Here is a 15,158-nt window from a genome sequence, read left to right as displayed (position 1 = left end):
GTCGATGCCCGTTCCGGCCGCCGGAGGACTCACCTGTGCACAGGTGAGTCCGGATGGCCCGATTCCGTCCGCTGGGCGGATGCGTGCAGGTCGGGCTGATCCAGGTCGCCCGCGGCCACATGGGCCAGGACGACCTCGTACAGGTCGCTGCCGGCCGCGAGGAGCTGGCGTTCGAGGACGGGCTCGGCGCTGCGGACGTGTTCACGCACGGTCTGCGCGTGCACGCCGAGCAGCTGCGCGGCCCGTTCGGCGTTGCCGCCCGCGGTGATCCAGGCGCGCAGCGTGCCGCGCAGGTCCCGGCTGTCGGAGTCGAGGCGGGCCAGCAGGTCCCGCGCCCAGTCCCGCAGGGCCGGGCCGCCGAGCAGCTCGCCGAGCCGGGCGGGCGCCGCCGGGGCCCCCGTCCCGTCCCCCGCGATGGCGACCTGGGTGTGCAGCGCGAGGTGGACCGCGGCCCGGACGGTGAGGTCGGAGAAGTCGGCGCGCAGCAGGGTCTCGACGCGTTCCATGCGGGCGCGGACGGTGTTGCGGCTGACGCCGAGCACCTTCGCCGCGTTGACGGCGGTGAACTCCAGGCCGAGCCGGGTGGTGGCGAGGAGTTCGGCGCGGGTGTGGTGCGGGAGGGTGTCGAGGGGGCGCAGCAGCCGGGTCGTCCAGGTGCGCAGCACCTCGGGGTCCATCAGCCGTTCGGGGTGGGTGCGTTCGGCGTAGACGGCCGTCTTGTCGGGGCGGAAGCGGGCGACGGCGAGGGCGCTGACGGCCTGTCCGTAGGCGGTGGCGGTGCGGGCGAGACTCTGCGGGGCGCTGCCGCCGAGGAACGCGCCGGCGTGCCGGTCGCACAGGGCACGCAGCGCGCGGCCCGCGGTGTCGTCCGGGACGACGACGATGACGTGGCCGTCCATGGCGGGACAGCGCACCACGAGGGCCTCGTCGTGGGTCGCCGCCACGCAGGCCGCCGCGAGCCGGTCGCGGTCCTCGGGGCTGGTCTCGACGACGTAGACACAGGCGGTGTCGGCGTCGAGCAGGCCGGGCCACAGGCCGGCGGCGACGCGGCGGGCGGCGACGGTGTCCTCGACCATGAGCAGCTGGAGGATGGCCAGGCGCAGGTCGGCGGTGGCGCGGGCCAGCCGGTGTCCGGTCGCGGCGGTCTCCCGTGCGCGCAGCAGGAGTTCGACGACGCCCACGGTGTGCGTGACGATGGCGGAGGCCCGCCGGTCGAAGGGGCGCGTCCGGGTCACGGCGAGGACGCCCGACGCGGCGGGGCGCGGGAGTTCGACCCTGATCAGGCGCACGAACCTGCCCTCGCCCTCCCAGGCGGCGGAGGCGAGCCGGCCGTCGGTGACGGCGGCGACCAGGTTCTCGTCCAGCGGGGTGGGCGGTCCGGCGAGCGAGCCGCCCGTGTCGTCGCGCAGGGAGACGGTCGCGTCGAGTGTGGCCGCCAGCCAGTCGAGGACTCTGCGGAGGTCGCCGCCGGTGGGGCGCAGATGTCCGAGGAGTTCCTCGGCCCACGCCGCGCCGGCGTCGTCCGCCGCGGTGTGGGGGTTCCCGTCGTCCCGGCCGGCCATCTCGGCGCTCTCCTCGTCCCTCACGGCCCGTGCGGGCCGAACCAGTCATATCGGTCGGGGACGTTACCTCACGGGGTGCGGAACGTCCGCCCGCGGGACCGGGGTGCCGCGGGCGGAGCGGTGGAGGTCAGGCGGAGGCCGGGGTCTTCCTGATGCCGACGGCGGCGACGACGGCTCCCGCGACGCACAGCAGGCCGGTGACGACGGAGGCGGCGTGCAGGCCGTTCATGAAAGCCTGGCCGCTGCCCTCGACGACGGCCGCCCGCAGCTGGGCGGGCATCGCGTCCGACACGGGCGCCACGCCCATCGCGACGGCGTCCGTGGCCTTCTCCAGGCCGTCGGCGGTGGTGGCGGGGACGCCGGCCGCGGTGAGTTCACCGCCGAGGGTGGAGCCGACCCTGGCGCTGATCACGGAGACCAGCACGGAGGTGCCGAGGGCGCCGCCGATCTGGAGGGTGGTGGCCTGGAGTCCGCCGGCCACCCCGCCGTCCTGCACGGGGGCGTTGCCGACGATGGCGTCGGAGGAGGCCGCCATCACCATGCCGACACCGAGGCCGAGCGCGACGAACGGCGGCCACATCGTGGCGTAGGAGGAGTCCGTGGACCAGGTGAGCAGGCCGAAGCAGGCGGCGGCCTGGAGGGCCATGCCGAGCGGCATGGTGACGCGGGCGCCGAACCGGCCGGTGAGCGCGGCGCCGAGCGGCGAGGCGACCAGCGAGGCGAGGCTCAGCGGGAGGGTGCGGACGCCCGCCTCGACGGGTGTGCAGCCGCGGACGTTCTGGAGGTAGAGCATGACGAAGAAGACCGCGCCGAGCAGGACGAAGAAGTTCAGCGCGGTGATGATCGTGCCGACCGTGAGGGCGGAGCTGCGGAAGAGGCGCATCGGCAGCAGCGGGTGCGCGACGCGGGTCTCGTACCAGCCGAAGAGGACGACCAGGGCGAGGCCGGCCAGGATCGCGCCCCAGGTCCCGGCGGACGTCCAGCCCCAGGTCTCACCCTTGACGACGCCGAGGACGACGCCGAGCAGACCGAGGGCGAGCAGGACCACGCCGGGGACGTCGAAGCGGTGGTGGCCGGTGGAGTTCCTGGACTGCGGGAGCACGACGGCGCTGAACACGAACGCGACGACGCCGATGGGCAGGTTGATCCAGAACACCGACTCCCAGCTGACGTTCTCCACCAGCAGGCCGCCGACGATCGGCCCGAGGGCGGTGGACACGGCGGACACCATGGCCCAGATGCCGACGGCCATGCCGAACTTCCTCGGCGGGAACACCGCGCGCAGCAGGCCCAGGGTGTTCGGCATCAGCAGGCCGCCGAAGAGGCCCTGGACGGCGCGGAACGCGATGACGCCCCCGATGGAGCCGGACAGGCCGATGGCGACCGAGGACAGCGCGAAGCCGGCCACGCCGATCACGTAGAACGTGCGCCGGCCGAAGCGGTCGCCGAGCTTGCCGCCCAGGATGAGGCTGGCGGCGAGGGCCAGCAGGTAGGAGTTGGTCACCCACTGGAGCTGGGCGGTGGAGGCGTTCAGGTCGCGGCCGATGGCGGGGTTGGCGATGGCGACGACGGACCCGTCGAGCTGCACCATGAACAGCCCGAAGGCGACCGCGCAGAGCGTGAGCCAGGGGTTGGAGCGCAGACGGCCGGGGGCCGGGGCCGGCGCGGCGGTGCGCGCGGGCACGGCGGAGTGATCCACGGAGGTGGACGGCATGGAGGAGCCTTGTCTGTGTACGGGGTGGTGTGACGGAGGAGACGGCGGCCCGGGCGCACACGAAGCTCCCCGGGCGGAGAACCGCCGGGGAGCGCGGCGCCTGTGGGCGACCGGCCGGGGAGGAGACCGGGGTCGGTCAGTGGGCCGCGGTGTGCAGGTGGCGCGTCAGGGAGCCCAGCGCGTCCAGCGCCGCGCCGAGCGCGCCCATCTCGCCCTCGGTGAGGGACCGCAGGGCCTCGGCGAGATAGGCCGTCTCCAGGTCGCCGACCTCGGTGAGGCGCCGGTGCGAGGTCGCCGTCAGGTGCAGGTGGGCCACCCGCTTGTCGGCGCTGTCCCGGCGGCGCTCCAGCAGGCCGAGCGCGGTGAGCTGGGAGACCAGGGCGCTGACGTTGTTGGGCTTCATCAGCAGGGCCTCGGCGGCCTCGCGCACCGTGGCGCCCTCCTGCTGCGCGACGAACTTCAGCAGCAGGAGCTGCCCCTCGGGGGGCTTGGGGTGCGGGTAGGTGGTCGCGACCCGGCGGTCCAGTGCCCGGTGCAGCGCGGGGAGGCGGGCCGCGAGCTCGGAGGCCACGCGGTCGATGCTCCCGGAGGGTGCGCTGGTGTCGGACATGACAGAGAGAATAGGTATCTCACCATACCTATGTCAAAAGAGGTACCGGTCCCGCGACCTGCCGTCACGTGCGGCCCCTCCCTGCCGTCCCCTGGCCGAAAAGACCCGGTGCCGTACGATGTGAACGTCCGCCGGGGGCACGGCCTCGCAGGTCGGCGGCCCCTTCGCAGTCGACCGGGAGGCAGTCTGACGTGGCCGGTCTGCGCGCCGCCCAGAAGGAGATGACCCGTCGGCTGCTGCTGTCGACGGCCCTGGAGCTGTTCCAGGCGCGGGGCTACGCGGGCACGACGGTCGACGACATCGCGAAGGCCGCGGGCACCACCCGGGTCACGTTCTACGCCTATTTCCCCTCCCGGGCGGCGCTCATGAAGGCACTCGTCGCGGAGCTCGACGCGTTGCGGGAACGCGGGAGTGCGGCGGAGCCGGGGCCGGCCGGACCGGCCCTCGCCGCCGTCGTACGGGCGGGTGAGCGCGCGGGGTTCGAGGTCTGGCTGCGCGACACCTCCCGCCGGTGGCCGGAGATCCGTCCCTATGTGCTGGCCGCGCACGAGGCCGCGGTGGTGGAGCCGGAGCTGCGCGAGCTGGTCGACCGGTGGTTCGACGACGTCGTCTCGGCCGTCGAGGCGGGGCTCGATCAGGCCGGCCGGTTCGCGCCGGACTCCCGGCGGCTGCGCGGCTTCCTGGCGCTGACCCAGCTCGACCAGCTCGCCCGGCGCTGGATGCGCCACGGCTGGGAGACCGACCCCGCGACGGCGCTGGGGCTGCTCGCCGACAGCTGGCAGTTCCTTCTGGGCGAGCCGCACGGCGGTCCTGCGGGGCGGACGCCCCGTGGCACGGCATAAGCTCGGCCAATGGCGAAGTACTACGACGTGCACCCCGACAACCCCCAGCCGCGCACCATCACCCAGGTCGCGGCCGCCATCCGGGCGGACGCGCTGATCGCGTACCCGACGGATTCCTGCTACGCGCTGGGCTGCCGGCTGGGCAGCAAGAACGGCATCGACCGGATCCGGGCCATCCGTGACCTGGACGACCGGCACCACTTCACCCTCGTGTGCCAGGACTTCGCGCAGCTCGGTCAGTTCGTCCGGGTGGACAAGGACGTGTTCCGCTCGATCAAGGCGTCGACGCCGGGCAGTTACACCTTCATCCTCCCGGCGACGAAGGAGGTGCCGCGCATGCTCCAGCACCCGAAGAAGAAGACGGTGGGCGTGCGCATCCCGGACCATGTGGTCACCCAGGCCCTGCTCGCCGAGCTCGGTGAACCGCTGCTGTCCAGCACCCTGTTGCTGCCCGGCGAGGACGAGCCGATGACCCAGGGCTGGGAGATCAAGGACCGGCTCGACCACGTGGTGGACGGCGTGCTGGACTCCGGGGACTGCGGCACCGAACCGACCACCGTCATCGACTTCTCCGGCGGCGAGGCGGAGATCGTACGGCACGGGGCGGGTGACACCTCCCGGTTCGAGTAGGCCCGTCCGCGCCCCGGCGCCCGGGACCGGGGGTCCCGGCGGGCAGGTGGATGGTGCATGCAACGATGGTCGCCTCCCGGTCCACCGGGCCGGCCGATCGCTCGTTCGCTCGCTCGCTCGCCGCAGTGCACCACGCAGAGAGGCGCCCCCATGACCTCCGTACAGGGAACAGCCGTGGACATCCCCACCGAGGACGGCGTCGCCGACGCCTATCTCGCACACCCCGGTGACGGGAGACCCCGGCCCGGCGTGCTGCTCTACCAGGACGCCTTCGGACTGCGCCCGCACCTGCGGGCGATGGCCGACCGGCTGGCCGGGGCCGGTTACACGGTGCTGGTCCCGAACGTGTTCTACCGGCACGGCCGCGCCCCCGTCGTGGAGCTGCCCGAGTTCATCGACCCGGGCGCGCGTCCGGAGATCTTCGCGGCCCTGAGCCCGCTCATCCAGTCCCTCACCGCCGAGTCGGCCGTGCGGGACGCCGGCGCCTGTCTGCGGTGGCTGGAGGAGAGCCCGCTCGTCGCGGACGGCCCGGTGGCGCTGACCGGGTACTGCATGGGCGCCCGGCTCGTCCTGTGGACCGCGGGCGGCCACCCGGACCGGGTCGCGGCGGCGGCCGGCTTCCACGGCGGGCGGCTGGCGACCGACGCGCCGGACAGCCCCCACCTGGCGGCCGAGCACATCACGGCCGAGGTGTACTTCGGCCACGCCGACAACGACCCCTCCCTGCCGCCCGAGCAGATCGAGCGCTTCGAGGAGGCCCTCACGACGGCGGGCGTCCGCCACACCTGCGAGGTCTACGCGGGCGCCGAGCACGGGTACACGCAGGCCGACACCGCCGCGTACGACGAGAAGGGCGCCGAGCGGCACTGGGCCGCGCTGCTGGACCTGCTGAACCGGACCTTCTGAGCGCGAGGACGCCCTCCGGCACGGTGCGCACCGGAGGGCGTCCTCTCTTTTTTCTGTGTCCGCCTCTGTCGAGATTGTTGACATGCGCACAACCCGATGCGACTTTGAGAGCGCTCTCAACATGGTACGGACCAACCCCACAGGCCTACCCGCACGGAGGTGGAGAGTGCTCTCGAAGATCACGCTCACACTCAGGACCGCCGGAGCAGCCGCTCTCGTCGGCGCACTGCTCTGTCTCGGCCCGCCGGCCCAGGCGGCCGTCCCCGACACCATCCCGCTGAAGATCACCAACAACTCGGGGCGCGCCGACCGCCTCTACGTCTACAACCTCGGCACCCAGCTGACGACGGGCCGGCAGGGCTGGGCGGACGCGACCGGCGCCTTCCACGCCTGGCCCGCCGGCGGCAACCCGCCCACTCCCGCGCCCGACGCCTCGATCGCGGGCCCGGCCGCCGGACAGTCCGTCACCATCCGGATGCCCAAGTTCTCCGGCCGGGTCTACTTCTCCTACGGACAGAAGCTCGACTTCCGGCTGACCACCGGCGGACTGGTGCAGCCGGCCGTGCAGAACCCCACCGACCCGAACCGGAACATCCTGTTCAACTGGTCGGAGTACACGCTGAACGACTCCGGGCTGTGGCTGAACAGCACGCAGGTCGACATGTTCTCCGCGCCGTACGCGGTCGGCGTGCAGCGTGCCGACGGGACCACCGTCAGCACCGGGCACCTCAAGGCGGGCGGCTACACCGGCTTCTTCAACGCCCTGCGCGGACAGCCGGGCGGCTGGGCGAACCTCGTCCAGACCCGGTCCGACGGCACCGTGCTGCGGGCCCTCGCCCCGCTGTACGGTGTGGAGACGGGCGCCCTCCCGGCGAACGTCATGGACGACTACGTCAACCGCGTCTGGCAGAAGTACGCGACGAGCACCCTGACCGTCACGCCGTTCGCCGACCAGCCGGGCACCAAGTACTACGGCCGGGTCTCGGGCGGGGTCATGAACTTCACCAACTCCGCCGGCGCGGTCGTGACCAGCTTCCAGAAGCCGGACGCGTCCAGCATCTTCGGCTGCCACAGGCTGCTGGACGCGCCGAACGACGCCGTGCGCGGGCCGATCTCCCGCACCCTGTGCGCGGGCTTCAACCGCTCCACGCTGCTGGTCAACCCCAACCAGCCGGACACCACCACGGCGAACTTCTACCAGGACACCGTGACCAACCAGTACGCCCGCAAGGTCCACGCGCAGATGGCGGACGGCAAGGCGTACGCGTTCGCCTTCGACGACGTCGGGCAGCAGGAGTCCCTCGTCCACGACGGCTCGCCGAGCCAGGCGTACCTGACGCTCGACCCGTTGAACTGAGGTGAGCCGAACCGGCGCACGACGACGTCCCGCACGCGGAGGGAGCCCGCGTGCGGGACGTCGTCGGTCGGAGCGGTCCGAGCGGATCGAGCGGATCGAGCGGATCGAGCCGCTTCGATCAGCGTGGTGATCAGCCGGTCGTGACGGCGGTGTCGTCCACGACGAAGCTGGTCTGGAGCGAGGAGTCCTCGACGCCGGAGAACTTCAGCGCCACGGTGGAGCCCGCGAAGGAGCCGAGGCTGAAGGACTTCTGGACGTACCCGGTGGCCTTGTCGAGGTTGGAGTAGGTGGCCAGGGTGGTGGATCCGGCGGTGACCGTCAGCTTGTCGTACGCGGTGCTGGTGCTGGTCTCGGCCGAGTCGACGTGCAGGTAGAAGGTGAACGTGGTGTTGGTGCAGCCGCTCGGGATCGTCACCGACTGGGACAGCGTGTCGGTGTGGGTCGATCCGTAGCCGTCGAGCCAGGCCTTGTAGGAGCCGGTGCGGGCCGCCTGGCTGCTGGAGTTGGTGATCACACCGCTCGACGCCGTCCAGGTGGTGCTGCCCGACTCGAAGCCCGCGTTGCCCAGCAGTTGCGTGGCGGTGCAGGAGCCGCCGCCGGTGGAGCTGACCGTCCAGGTGAACGAGGCGGTGGCAGTCGCCCCGGTGCTGTCGGTCACCGTGACGGTGGTGCTGGAGGAGCCGGCCGTGGTCGGCGTGCCGGAGATCAGACCGGTCGAGCTGCTGATCGACAGGCCGGCCGGCAGCCCGGTCGCGGCGTACGTGAGCGAGCCGCTGTTGGTGCTGCTGGCGGAGATCTGCAGGCTCACCGCGGTGCCGACCGTGGCGGACTGGCTGCCCGGGTTGGTCACCGAGACGCCCGTCGACGGAACCGTGATGTGGCTGCCGACGTTGATGCCGGCGAAGGCGTTGCCGACCCCGGCGTACTGGGTGGAGCTGGAGCCGTACAGCGCCGTGGCCGCGCTCAGGGCCGCGGTGCGGGCGCCCGCGTAGGTGGTGCTGGACGTCATGTACGTCGTCAGCGCCTTGTACCAGATCTGCAGGGCCGCGGCCCGGCCGATGCCCGCTACGGCCACGCCGTCGGAGGTCGGGCTGTTGTAGGTGACGCCGTTGATGGTCTTGCTGCCGCTGCCCTCGGAGAGCAGGTAGAACATGTGGTTCGCCGGGCCCGAGGAGTAGTGGACGTCGAGGTTGCCGACGCCGGAGTACCAGCTGTCGGCGGAGCCGCCGTCCTTGTCGGGCTCGTCCATGTAACGCAGCGGGGTGCCGTCCCCGTTGATGTCGATCTTCTCGCCGATGAGGTAGTCACCGACGTCGGAGGAGTTGTTCGCGTAGAACTCCACTCCCGTGCCGAAGATGTCGGAGGTGGCCTCGTTCAGACCGCCCGACTCACCGGTGTAGTTGAGGTTCGCGGTGTTGGAGGTGACGCCGTGGCTCATCTCGTGTCCGGCGACGTCCAGCGAGGTCAGCGCGTGGGTGCTGCTGGTGCCGTCGCCGTAGGTCATGCAGAAGCAGTCGTCGTCCCAGAAGGCGTTGACGTACGCCGTGCTGTAGTGGACGCGGGAGTAGGCCGCGACACCGTCGTTCTTGATGCCGCTGCGGCCGAAGGTGTTCTTGTAGAAGTCCCAGGTCGTCTGGGCGCCGAAGTGCGCGTCGACGCCCGCGGTCTGGGTGTTGGAGCCGGAGCCGGTGCCCCAGGTGTCGTCGGCGTCCGTCATCAGGGTGCCGGTGCCGGACGTGCCGTTGTTGAGGCTGTACGTCTTGTGCGTGCCGCGCGTGGTGTCGTTCAGCTGGTACGTCGAGCCGGACAGCGTGGTGCCGATGGTGACGGTTCCGCTGTACTGGCTGTTGCCGGTGCCGGTCTCGATGCCCTCGAACTGGGAGAGCTTCGCACCGGTGGCGGCGTCGGTGATGACGTGCAGCTTGCTCGGCGTGCCGTCGTCCTGGAGGCCGCTCACCACGGTCTCCCAGGCGAGCGTGGGCGTGCCCTCGCCGGCCCAGATCACCTTGCGCGCGCTCTGCGCGGCGGGGTTCCGCGCGTCGAGCGCCTTGGCCGCCGTCAGGGCCTTGGTCTCGGCCGCCGCCTTGCTGTACGTGGCGGTCGTGGACGTGACCGAGACGGTGCGGCGGTTGTTGTTGAAGGTCGTGCTCACCGTGCCGGCGGCCAGCGAGGCCGGGGGGGTGTGCACGACGAGGTCGCCGCCGAGGACGGGCAGACCGGCGTAGGTCCGCTCGTAACGCGTGTGCAGGGTGCCGTCGTTGTCCTTCACGACGTCCTTGACGACCAGCTTCTCCTGGGCGCCGAGGCCGAGCGACTCGGCCGTGTCCGTCGTCTTCGCCTCGGCGCTCCTGATCAGCGTCGTGCGCTGGGCGGGGGTGAGGTCGGCGGGCAGGCCACCGACGCGCACGGGGCTGGGGTGGGGGGCTGCGGGCAGCGCGGTCGCCGGAACCGTCTGGACACCGAGGGCCACGAGTGCGGCGGTGGAGAGCAGGGCCGCTCCGACCGTGGTCCGCTTGCGGGGGTTGGGTCTCACTCGTTCTCCTACTGCGGCGGCCGCGGGGAACGGCCGGTGACAGACCGGGCAGACGGGTGTGCTGTCCGGGACGAGCTGGAGCTGTGCGGGACCGTGTGCACGGGACGTCAACGTGCCGCTGGTGCGCGGCAGTTGGGTGGAGAATGGCAGGCTTGACAGTGGCATGTCAGCCAAAGGCCGGTGCTTCGAGGGTTATCCCTCGGTAGCGGGCGAGGACGGAGCCCCACCCCCCGGCCTCACTGTGAGCTGCCTGTGCGTTCACTGTCCCCGCGCTCGGCGGGCGGGCCGGCCGGGCCGTGGAGGCGTGGGTCCGCACCGGCCGTGAGAGCATCGGCATCCGGACAGGACGAAGGGGAATTCGGCGAAGGCGGTGGACGGGCGTGGCGGCCGGGTGGGAGTGGGACGAGACCCTGTTCGCGGGCGCCGCCACCCACTACCGGCGCGGGCGACTCCCTTACGCCCCGGGGCTGGCCGGCGTGCTCGCCGAGGCTCTGCGGCTCGACGGACGGGGGCGCCTCGTCGACCTGGGATGCGGACCGGGGACCCTCGCCCTGCTGCTGGCCCACCTGTTCGACGAGGTCGTCGGCGTGGACCCGGACGGCGGGATGATCGCCGAGGCGAGGCGTGCGGCCACCGCCCGGGGAGCGGCCGGCAAGGCACGCTGGGTGCGCGCCCGGGCCGAGGAACTGCCCACGGGCCTGGGGCGGTTCACCGTCGCCGCCTTCGGCCAGTCCTTCCACTGGATGGATCGCGAGCGGGTGGCGGCGATCACCTGGGACATGCTCCGGACGGGCGGTGCGCTGGTGCACGTCTCCGACCTCAAGACCGAGACGCTCACCGTCGACGGTCTTCCCCGTCCGGCGGTGCCCCGTGCGGCGATCGAGGAACTCGTCAGGCACTACCTCGGGCCGGTCCGGCGGGCCGGCCGGGGCGTGCTGCCGCGGGGCACGCCGGGCGGTGAGGCCGCGGTGCTCGCCCGGGCCGGGTTCACCGGCCCGCAGCGCCATGTGGTCCCCGGCGGACAGCCGCTGGAACGCACGGCCGACGACGTCGTGTCGGGGGTCTTCTCCCTGTCCTTCTCGGCCCCGCACCTGTTCGGCGCGCGCCGCGACGCGTTCGAGGCGGACCTGCGCCGGCTGCTGCGGGAGACCTCCGCGTCGGGCCGCTTCTCCGAACGCCTGCCGAGCACCGAGGTGTTCGTGTGGGGAAAGGGGACACGCCCCGGCTCTCCGGAAGGCCGGCCGGCCGCACGGTGACGGCGGCAGGCCCTCCCGCACCGGCGTTCACCCGGACGTGACCGCCGACTCCCAGGAAAGCGCCGCCCAGGCGGGGGCGGCCGCGGTGCCGGACACGGCCCCGTCGGCCCAGCCGTCCCACAGGGCGCGGAGCACGGTGAGGAACTCCTCGGCGCGCCGGTAGCGGTCGGCGTGGTCGAGGTAGCCGCCGCGCCGGAAGTCGACGCCTGGCCAGGCGTTGTCGGTGGTCACCACGTTCCAGCCGGCCCGGCCCTCCGAGAGCAGGTCGAGGCCGGAGAGCCGGCGGGCCAGGTCGGCGGGCTCGTCGTCCTCCCAGGAGTCCCACAGGGCGCGGACGACGTCGACTCCGTCGCGGGATGCCCGGGCCCGGGCGGCCTCGCCGACGACGTGCGGACGGCCCCACACGCGGGCCGCCTCGGGGCGCTCCTCCTCGCCCACCACCCAGCCGCCGCGCCCGACGGAGATGTGGTCCGGGAACGCCAACTGGCCGGAGACGTGGAAGGGTTCGGCGTAGGTGACCGGCACCACGGGCGCGACGCCGATGACACGGGTCGACGCGGCGAGGAACGCGGCCCGTTCGACCGCGCCGATGCGGCCGACGATGTCGGGGCCGCCCCCGGGGCGGCAGTGCGCCGTCCTCCAGGGTGATCAGGGTGAAGCCGGAGTTCTCCGCGGCGGCGGCGACACGGGCCACCCGGCGCGGGGTGAGCAGATGGTCGGGCGAGTGGGCGGCGCGGCGCCAGGCCGCGGGGTGTGCGCCGTCGCCGTCGAGTTCGACGGCGAGCCGCAGGGCGGGACCGGACAACGGGAGTTCCTTCCGGAGGCACGACGGGCCGACCGACCCGACGGGCCGGCGGGGTCAGCGGTGCGCGGAAGGACAGACGGCGGAGGCGGTACGGCAGTAGTCGACATGCCGTCGGGTGATCAGCCGCGTGCCTGTGCCGACACCGTGCGGTGTCGTGCCAGGTGCGCGCATCGGGGGTCTCCGCCCTTCGTGACAGATCGCCTCAACCTACGTGGTCGGCCCCCGGAAAGTGTCAAAGGCACTAGATGACGGTGCATGAACTCTGCCGGGTGGACTCCGCGGCGCTGTGGATCATTGCTACGGTGCACCGGTGTCTGACTCCTCACGCGATACCGCCGAAGGCGCCGGCTGGGCCGACACCGAGCGAGGCGCCTACCGACAGCTCATGCCGGACCGGACCGAGAAGATCTCGTGGCTCGATCCCAGGATGCTGTGGGCCGCCCGCAACGGCGTGCTGGCATCGTGGTTCGGGGACCCGACGGGCCGCACCCGCAGCCGCCTGGTGGCGCAACGGGCGGCGGCCGGCGCACCCGAGGACAAGGTGATCCGGCGCACGGACCCCGACCGTTTCTCCTTCATGGTCATCGGCGACACGGGCGAGGGCGACGATCCCCAGTACGCCGTCGTGCCGGGCTTTCTGAGGGCCGGTCAGGGCACGTCCTTCGCGGTGCTCGCCAGTGACGTCATCTATCCGGTCGGCAGCGCCGACGACTACGGCACCAAGTTCTTCCGCCCGTACCGGGACTACCCGGCGCCCATCTACGCGATACCGGGCAACCACGACTGGTACGAGGACCTGGGCGCGTTCATGCGGGTCTTCTGCGGCGACGCCCCGCCCCTGCCCGAGGAGCCCGCGCCACGCCCGTGGAGCCGCGCCCGGCTGCGTGCCCTGCTGTGGCACCGGCCGCGCCCGCGCGACGGCCAACGCCTGCCGGAGGCGAGCGCGTTGCGATCCGCGCCCGGTCAACAGGCGCTGCAGCCGGGGCCGTACTGGGCGATCGACGCCGGTCCGGTGCGGATCATCGGCATCGACACCGGGCTGCTGGGCACGCTGGACGCCGAACAGGGCGCCTGGCTGCGCGCGGTGTCGCAGGGCCCGCGCCCCAAGATCCTCGTCACCGGCTCGCCCCTCTACGTCGACGGCGAGCACCACCCGTGCCCCATCGAGGGCGGCGGCACGGTCGACGACATCGTCACCGCCCCCGAGCACCACTTCGTCGCGGCGATAGGCGGCGACATCCACAACTACCAGCGCTACCCGGTGCGTCTGGCGGACGGACGGACCCTGCAGTACGTGGTCTCCGGCGGCGGGGGCGCCTTCATGCACGCCACGCACACCATCCCCCGGGTGTCCGTCGCCGGCGTCACCGAACGGGACTTCCGCTGCTACCCGCTGCGCGGCGACTCCCTCGCCTTCTACAGCATGCTCTACGGGCGCCGGCTGCGGCTGCGCCGCTTCTTCGCCCTCACCGAGGCCGAGGCCCAGGCCGTGGTCGCCGAGCGGCTGGGCATCCCGCCGACCCGCACGCCGGGCCCGGAGGTCAGGGTGACGCGGCGGATCCGTCTGCTGGCCGGTCTGCTGGGCACCGGGAGCCGCCCGGAGCACCGCAAGCGGTTCCGCCTGCCGGTGCGCAAGATCTACACCCAGCTCTTCTCGCCGAGTTCGGCGACGTACAGCCCGCCGTTCTTCAAGTGCTTCCTGCGGCTGGACGTCTCACCGGAGTCGGTCCGGCTGCGCTGCTTCGCGGCCACCGGCAACCGCGCCCAGGAGCTGAACCCGCCGGTCGAGGACGAGGTCACGATCCCGCTCGGCTGAGGCCGCCCGTGACCATCGCCGGAGCGCCCCGGTACGAGACAAGACAGACCACCGGACCGAAGACGCCGTCGCACCCTGGAGGACGCCCCGTGCCGTCGACCTCACGCCCGCTGCGCAAGCTGGGCTTCCTCACCATCGGGCTGTTCGACGGGGACGATCCGGCCCGGGGCCACGAGACCACGCTGGAGATCATCGAGCTGGGCGAGCGGCTCGGCTTCGACAGCGCCTGGGTGCGTCACCGGCACCTCCAGTACGGCATCTCCTCACCGGTGGCCGTCCTGGCGGCAGCCTCGCAGCGCACCCGCCGCATCGAACTGGGCACCGCGGTCATCCCGCTGGGCTGGGAGAACCCGCTGCGCCTCGCGGAGGACCTGGCCACCGTCGACATCCTCTCCGCAGGCCGCCTCAACCCGGGTGTGAGCGTCGGCCCGCCGATGCACTACGAGCAGATCAAGGACGCCCTGTACCCGGACACCTCCGACGCGGAGGACTTCGGCCACGAGCGGGTGCGGCGGCTGCTCGACCTGGTGCGCGGCAAGTCCGCCACCGACTTCAGCGGGGTCGAGGGCTTCGAGGTGTTCTCGGACCGGGTCCAGCCGCACTCCCCCGGCCTCGGCCGCCGCCTGTGGTACGGCGGGGGCAGCCTGAGTTCGGCCCGGTGGGCCGGGGAACACGGCATGAACTTCCTCACCAGCAGCGTCGTCAAGGCGGAAGGCCCGGACGAGGAGCGGGACTTCGCCGAGATCCAGCTCTCCCACGTCCACGCCTTCCGCGCGGCCCATCCGGACGGCGAGGCGGCCCGTGTCTCGCAGGGGCTCGTGGTCATCCCCACCGACTCCGCCTCCCCCGAACAGCGCGCGAGGTACGAGGAGTTCGCGGCGAAGCGGCTCCCCCGCACGACCTCGCCGCAGGGCCCGGCCCGGCTGCTGTTCGCCCCGGACCTGGTCGGCACCTCGGACGAGATAGCCGAACGGCTGCACGCCCAGGCCGCGTTCCGCGAGATCGACGAGGTCGCCTTCGCCCTGCCGTTCACCTTCGGGCACGAGGACTACGTGCAGATCCTCACCGACATGGCGACGAAGCTGGGCCCGGCGCTGGGCCGGCGGCCCGGCGCCGGAGCCTGAGGG

General features: G+C 72.5%; 11 protein-coding genes and 1 pseudogene. 7 read left to right on the top strand and 5 right to left on the bottom strand.

The genetic code is table 11. The annotated features are described in order from the left end of the window. Positions 1-29: 29 nt before the first annotated feature. The 3 genes from J2X68_RS03585 to J2X68_RS03575 form a co-directional block, all read right to left on the bottom strand. Complete coding sequence (locus J2X68_RS03585) at positions 30-1,562, bottom strand: helix-turn-helix domain-containing protein (RefSeq protein WP_310431350.1); 1,533 nt, start codon at positions 1,560-1,562, stop codon at positions 30-32. 127 nt (positions 1,563-1,689) lie between these two features. Further along, positions 1,690-3,276 carry an MFS transporter gene (locus J2X68_RS03580; protein ID WP_310430943.1) on the bottom strand — a complete coding sequence of 529 codons (1,587 nt, stop codon included), beginning with the start codon at positions 3,274-3,276 and terminating at the stop codon, positions 1,690-1,692. A 136-nt stretch (positions 3,277-3,412) separates the two neighbouring features. Then, positions 3,413-3,886, bottom strand: coding sequence for a MarR family winged helix-turn-helix transcriptional regulator (locus J2X68_RS03575; RefSeq protein ID WP_310430942.1), 474 nt, complete (start codon positions 3,884-3,886; stop codon positions 3,413-3,415). Positions 3,887-4,077: 191 nt separating this feature from the next. Between J2X68_RS03575 and J2X68_RS03570 the strand changes: the two genes are divergently transcribed. The 4 genes from J2X68_RS03570 (at position 4,078) to J2X68_RS03555 (ending at position 7,621) form a co-directional block, all read left to right on the top strand. Next, entirely contained in the window at positions 4,078-4,728 is a 651-nt protein-coding gene (locus J2X68_RS03570) for a helix-turn-helix domain-containing protein (protein ID WP_310430941.1), read from the top strand. A 9-nt stretch (positions 4,729-4,737) separates the two neighbouring features. Beyond that, on the top strand, positions 4,738-5,358 hold the full coding sequence (locus J2X68_RS03565; protein WP_310430940.1) for an L-threonylcarbamoyladenylate synthase: 621 nt from the start codon (positions 4,738-4,740) through the stop codon (positions 5,356-5,358). A gap of 150 nt (positions 5,359-5,508) precedes the next feature. After that, positions 5,509-6,264: a dienelactone hydrolase family protein gene (locus tag J2X68_RS03560; RefSeq protein ID WP_310430939.1), complete on the top strand. Its 756-nt coding sequence runs from the start codon at positions 5,509-5,511 to the stop codon at positions 6,262-6,264. Positions 6,265-6,385: 121 nt separating this feature from the next. Next, positions 6,386-7,621 carry a glycoside hydrolase family 64 protein gene (locus J2X68_RS03555; RefSeq protein ID WP_399039211.1) on the top strand — a complete coding sequence of 412 codons (1,236 nt, stop codon included), beginning with the start codon at positions 6,386-6,388 and terminating at the stop codon, positions 7,619-7,621. Positions 7,622-7,751: 130 nt separating this feature from the next. Here the strand turns inward: J2X68_RS03555 and J2X68_RS03550 are convergent, their stop codons facing one another. Next, on the bottom strand, positions 7,752-10,154 hold the full coding sequence (locus J2X68_RS03550; RefSeq protein ID WP_310430937.1) for a M4 family metallopeptidase: 2,403 nt from the start codon (positions 10,152-10,154) through the stop codon (positions 7,752-7,754). A gap of 380 nt (positions 10,155-10,534) precedes the next feature. Here J2X68_RS03550 and J2X68_RS03545 point away from each other — a divergent pair, with 380 nt between their 5' ends. Next, the gene (locus J2X68_RS03545; protein ID WP_310430936.1) at positions 10,535-11,410 is read left to right on the top strand and encodes a class I SAM-dependent methyltransferase; all 876 of its coding nucleotides are present in this window, start codon (positions 10,535-10,537) and stop codon (positions 11,408-11,410) included. 60 nt (positions 11,411-11,470) lie between these two features. Here J2X68_RS03545 and J2X68_RS40245 read toward each other — a convergent pair. Next, a pseudogene (locus tag J2X68_RS40245) lies at positions 11,471-11,716 on the bottom strand (LLM class flavin-dependent oxidoreductase); the annotation flags it as partial. Between the two features lie 809 nt (positions 11,717-12,525). Between J2X68_RS40245 and J2X68_RS03535 the strand changes: the two are divergent. Further along, on the top strand, positions 12,526-14,031 hold the full coding sequence (locus J2X68_RS03535) for a metallophosphoesterase (RefSeq protein WP_310430935.1): 1,506 nt from the start codon (positions 12,526-12,528) through the stop codon (positions 14,029-14,031). A gap of 89 nt (positions 14,032-14,120) precedes the next feature. Beyond that, complete coding sequence (locus J2X68_RS03530) at positions 14,121-15,155, top strand: LLM class flavin-dependent oxidoreductase (protein ID WP_310430934.1); 1,035 nt, start codon at positions 14,121-14,123, stop codon at positions 15,153-15,155. Positions 15,156-15,158: the final 3 nt, after the last annotated feature.

It is taken from the genome of Streptomyces sp. 3330 (assembly GCF_031456635.1).
Lineage (GTDB): Bacteria > Actinomycetota > Actinomycetes > Streptomycetales > Streptomycetaceae > Streptomyces.
Note: the sequence above shows the minus strand (reverse complement) of the source record. Positions and strands in the feature narration are given on the sequence as shown.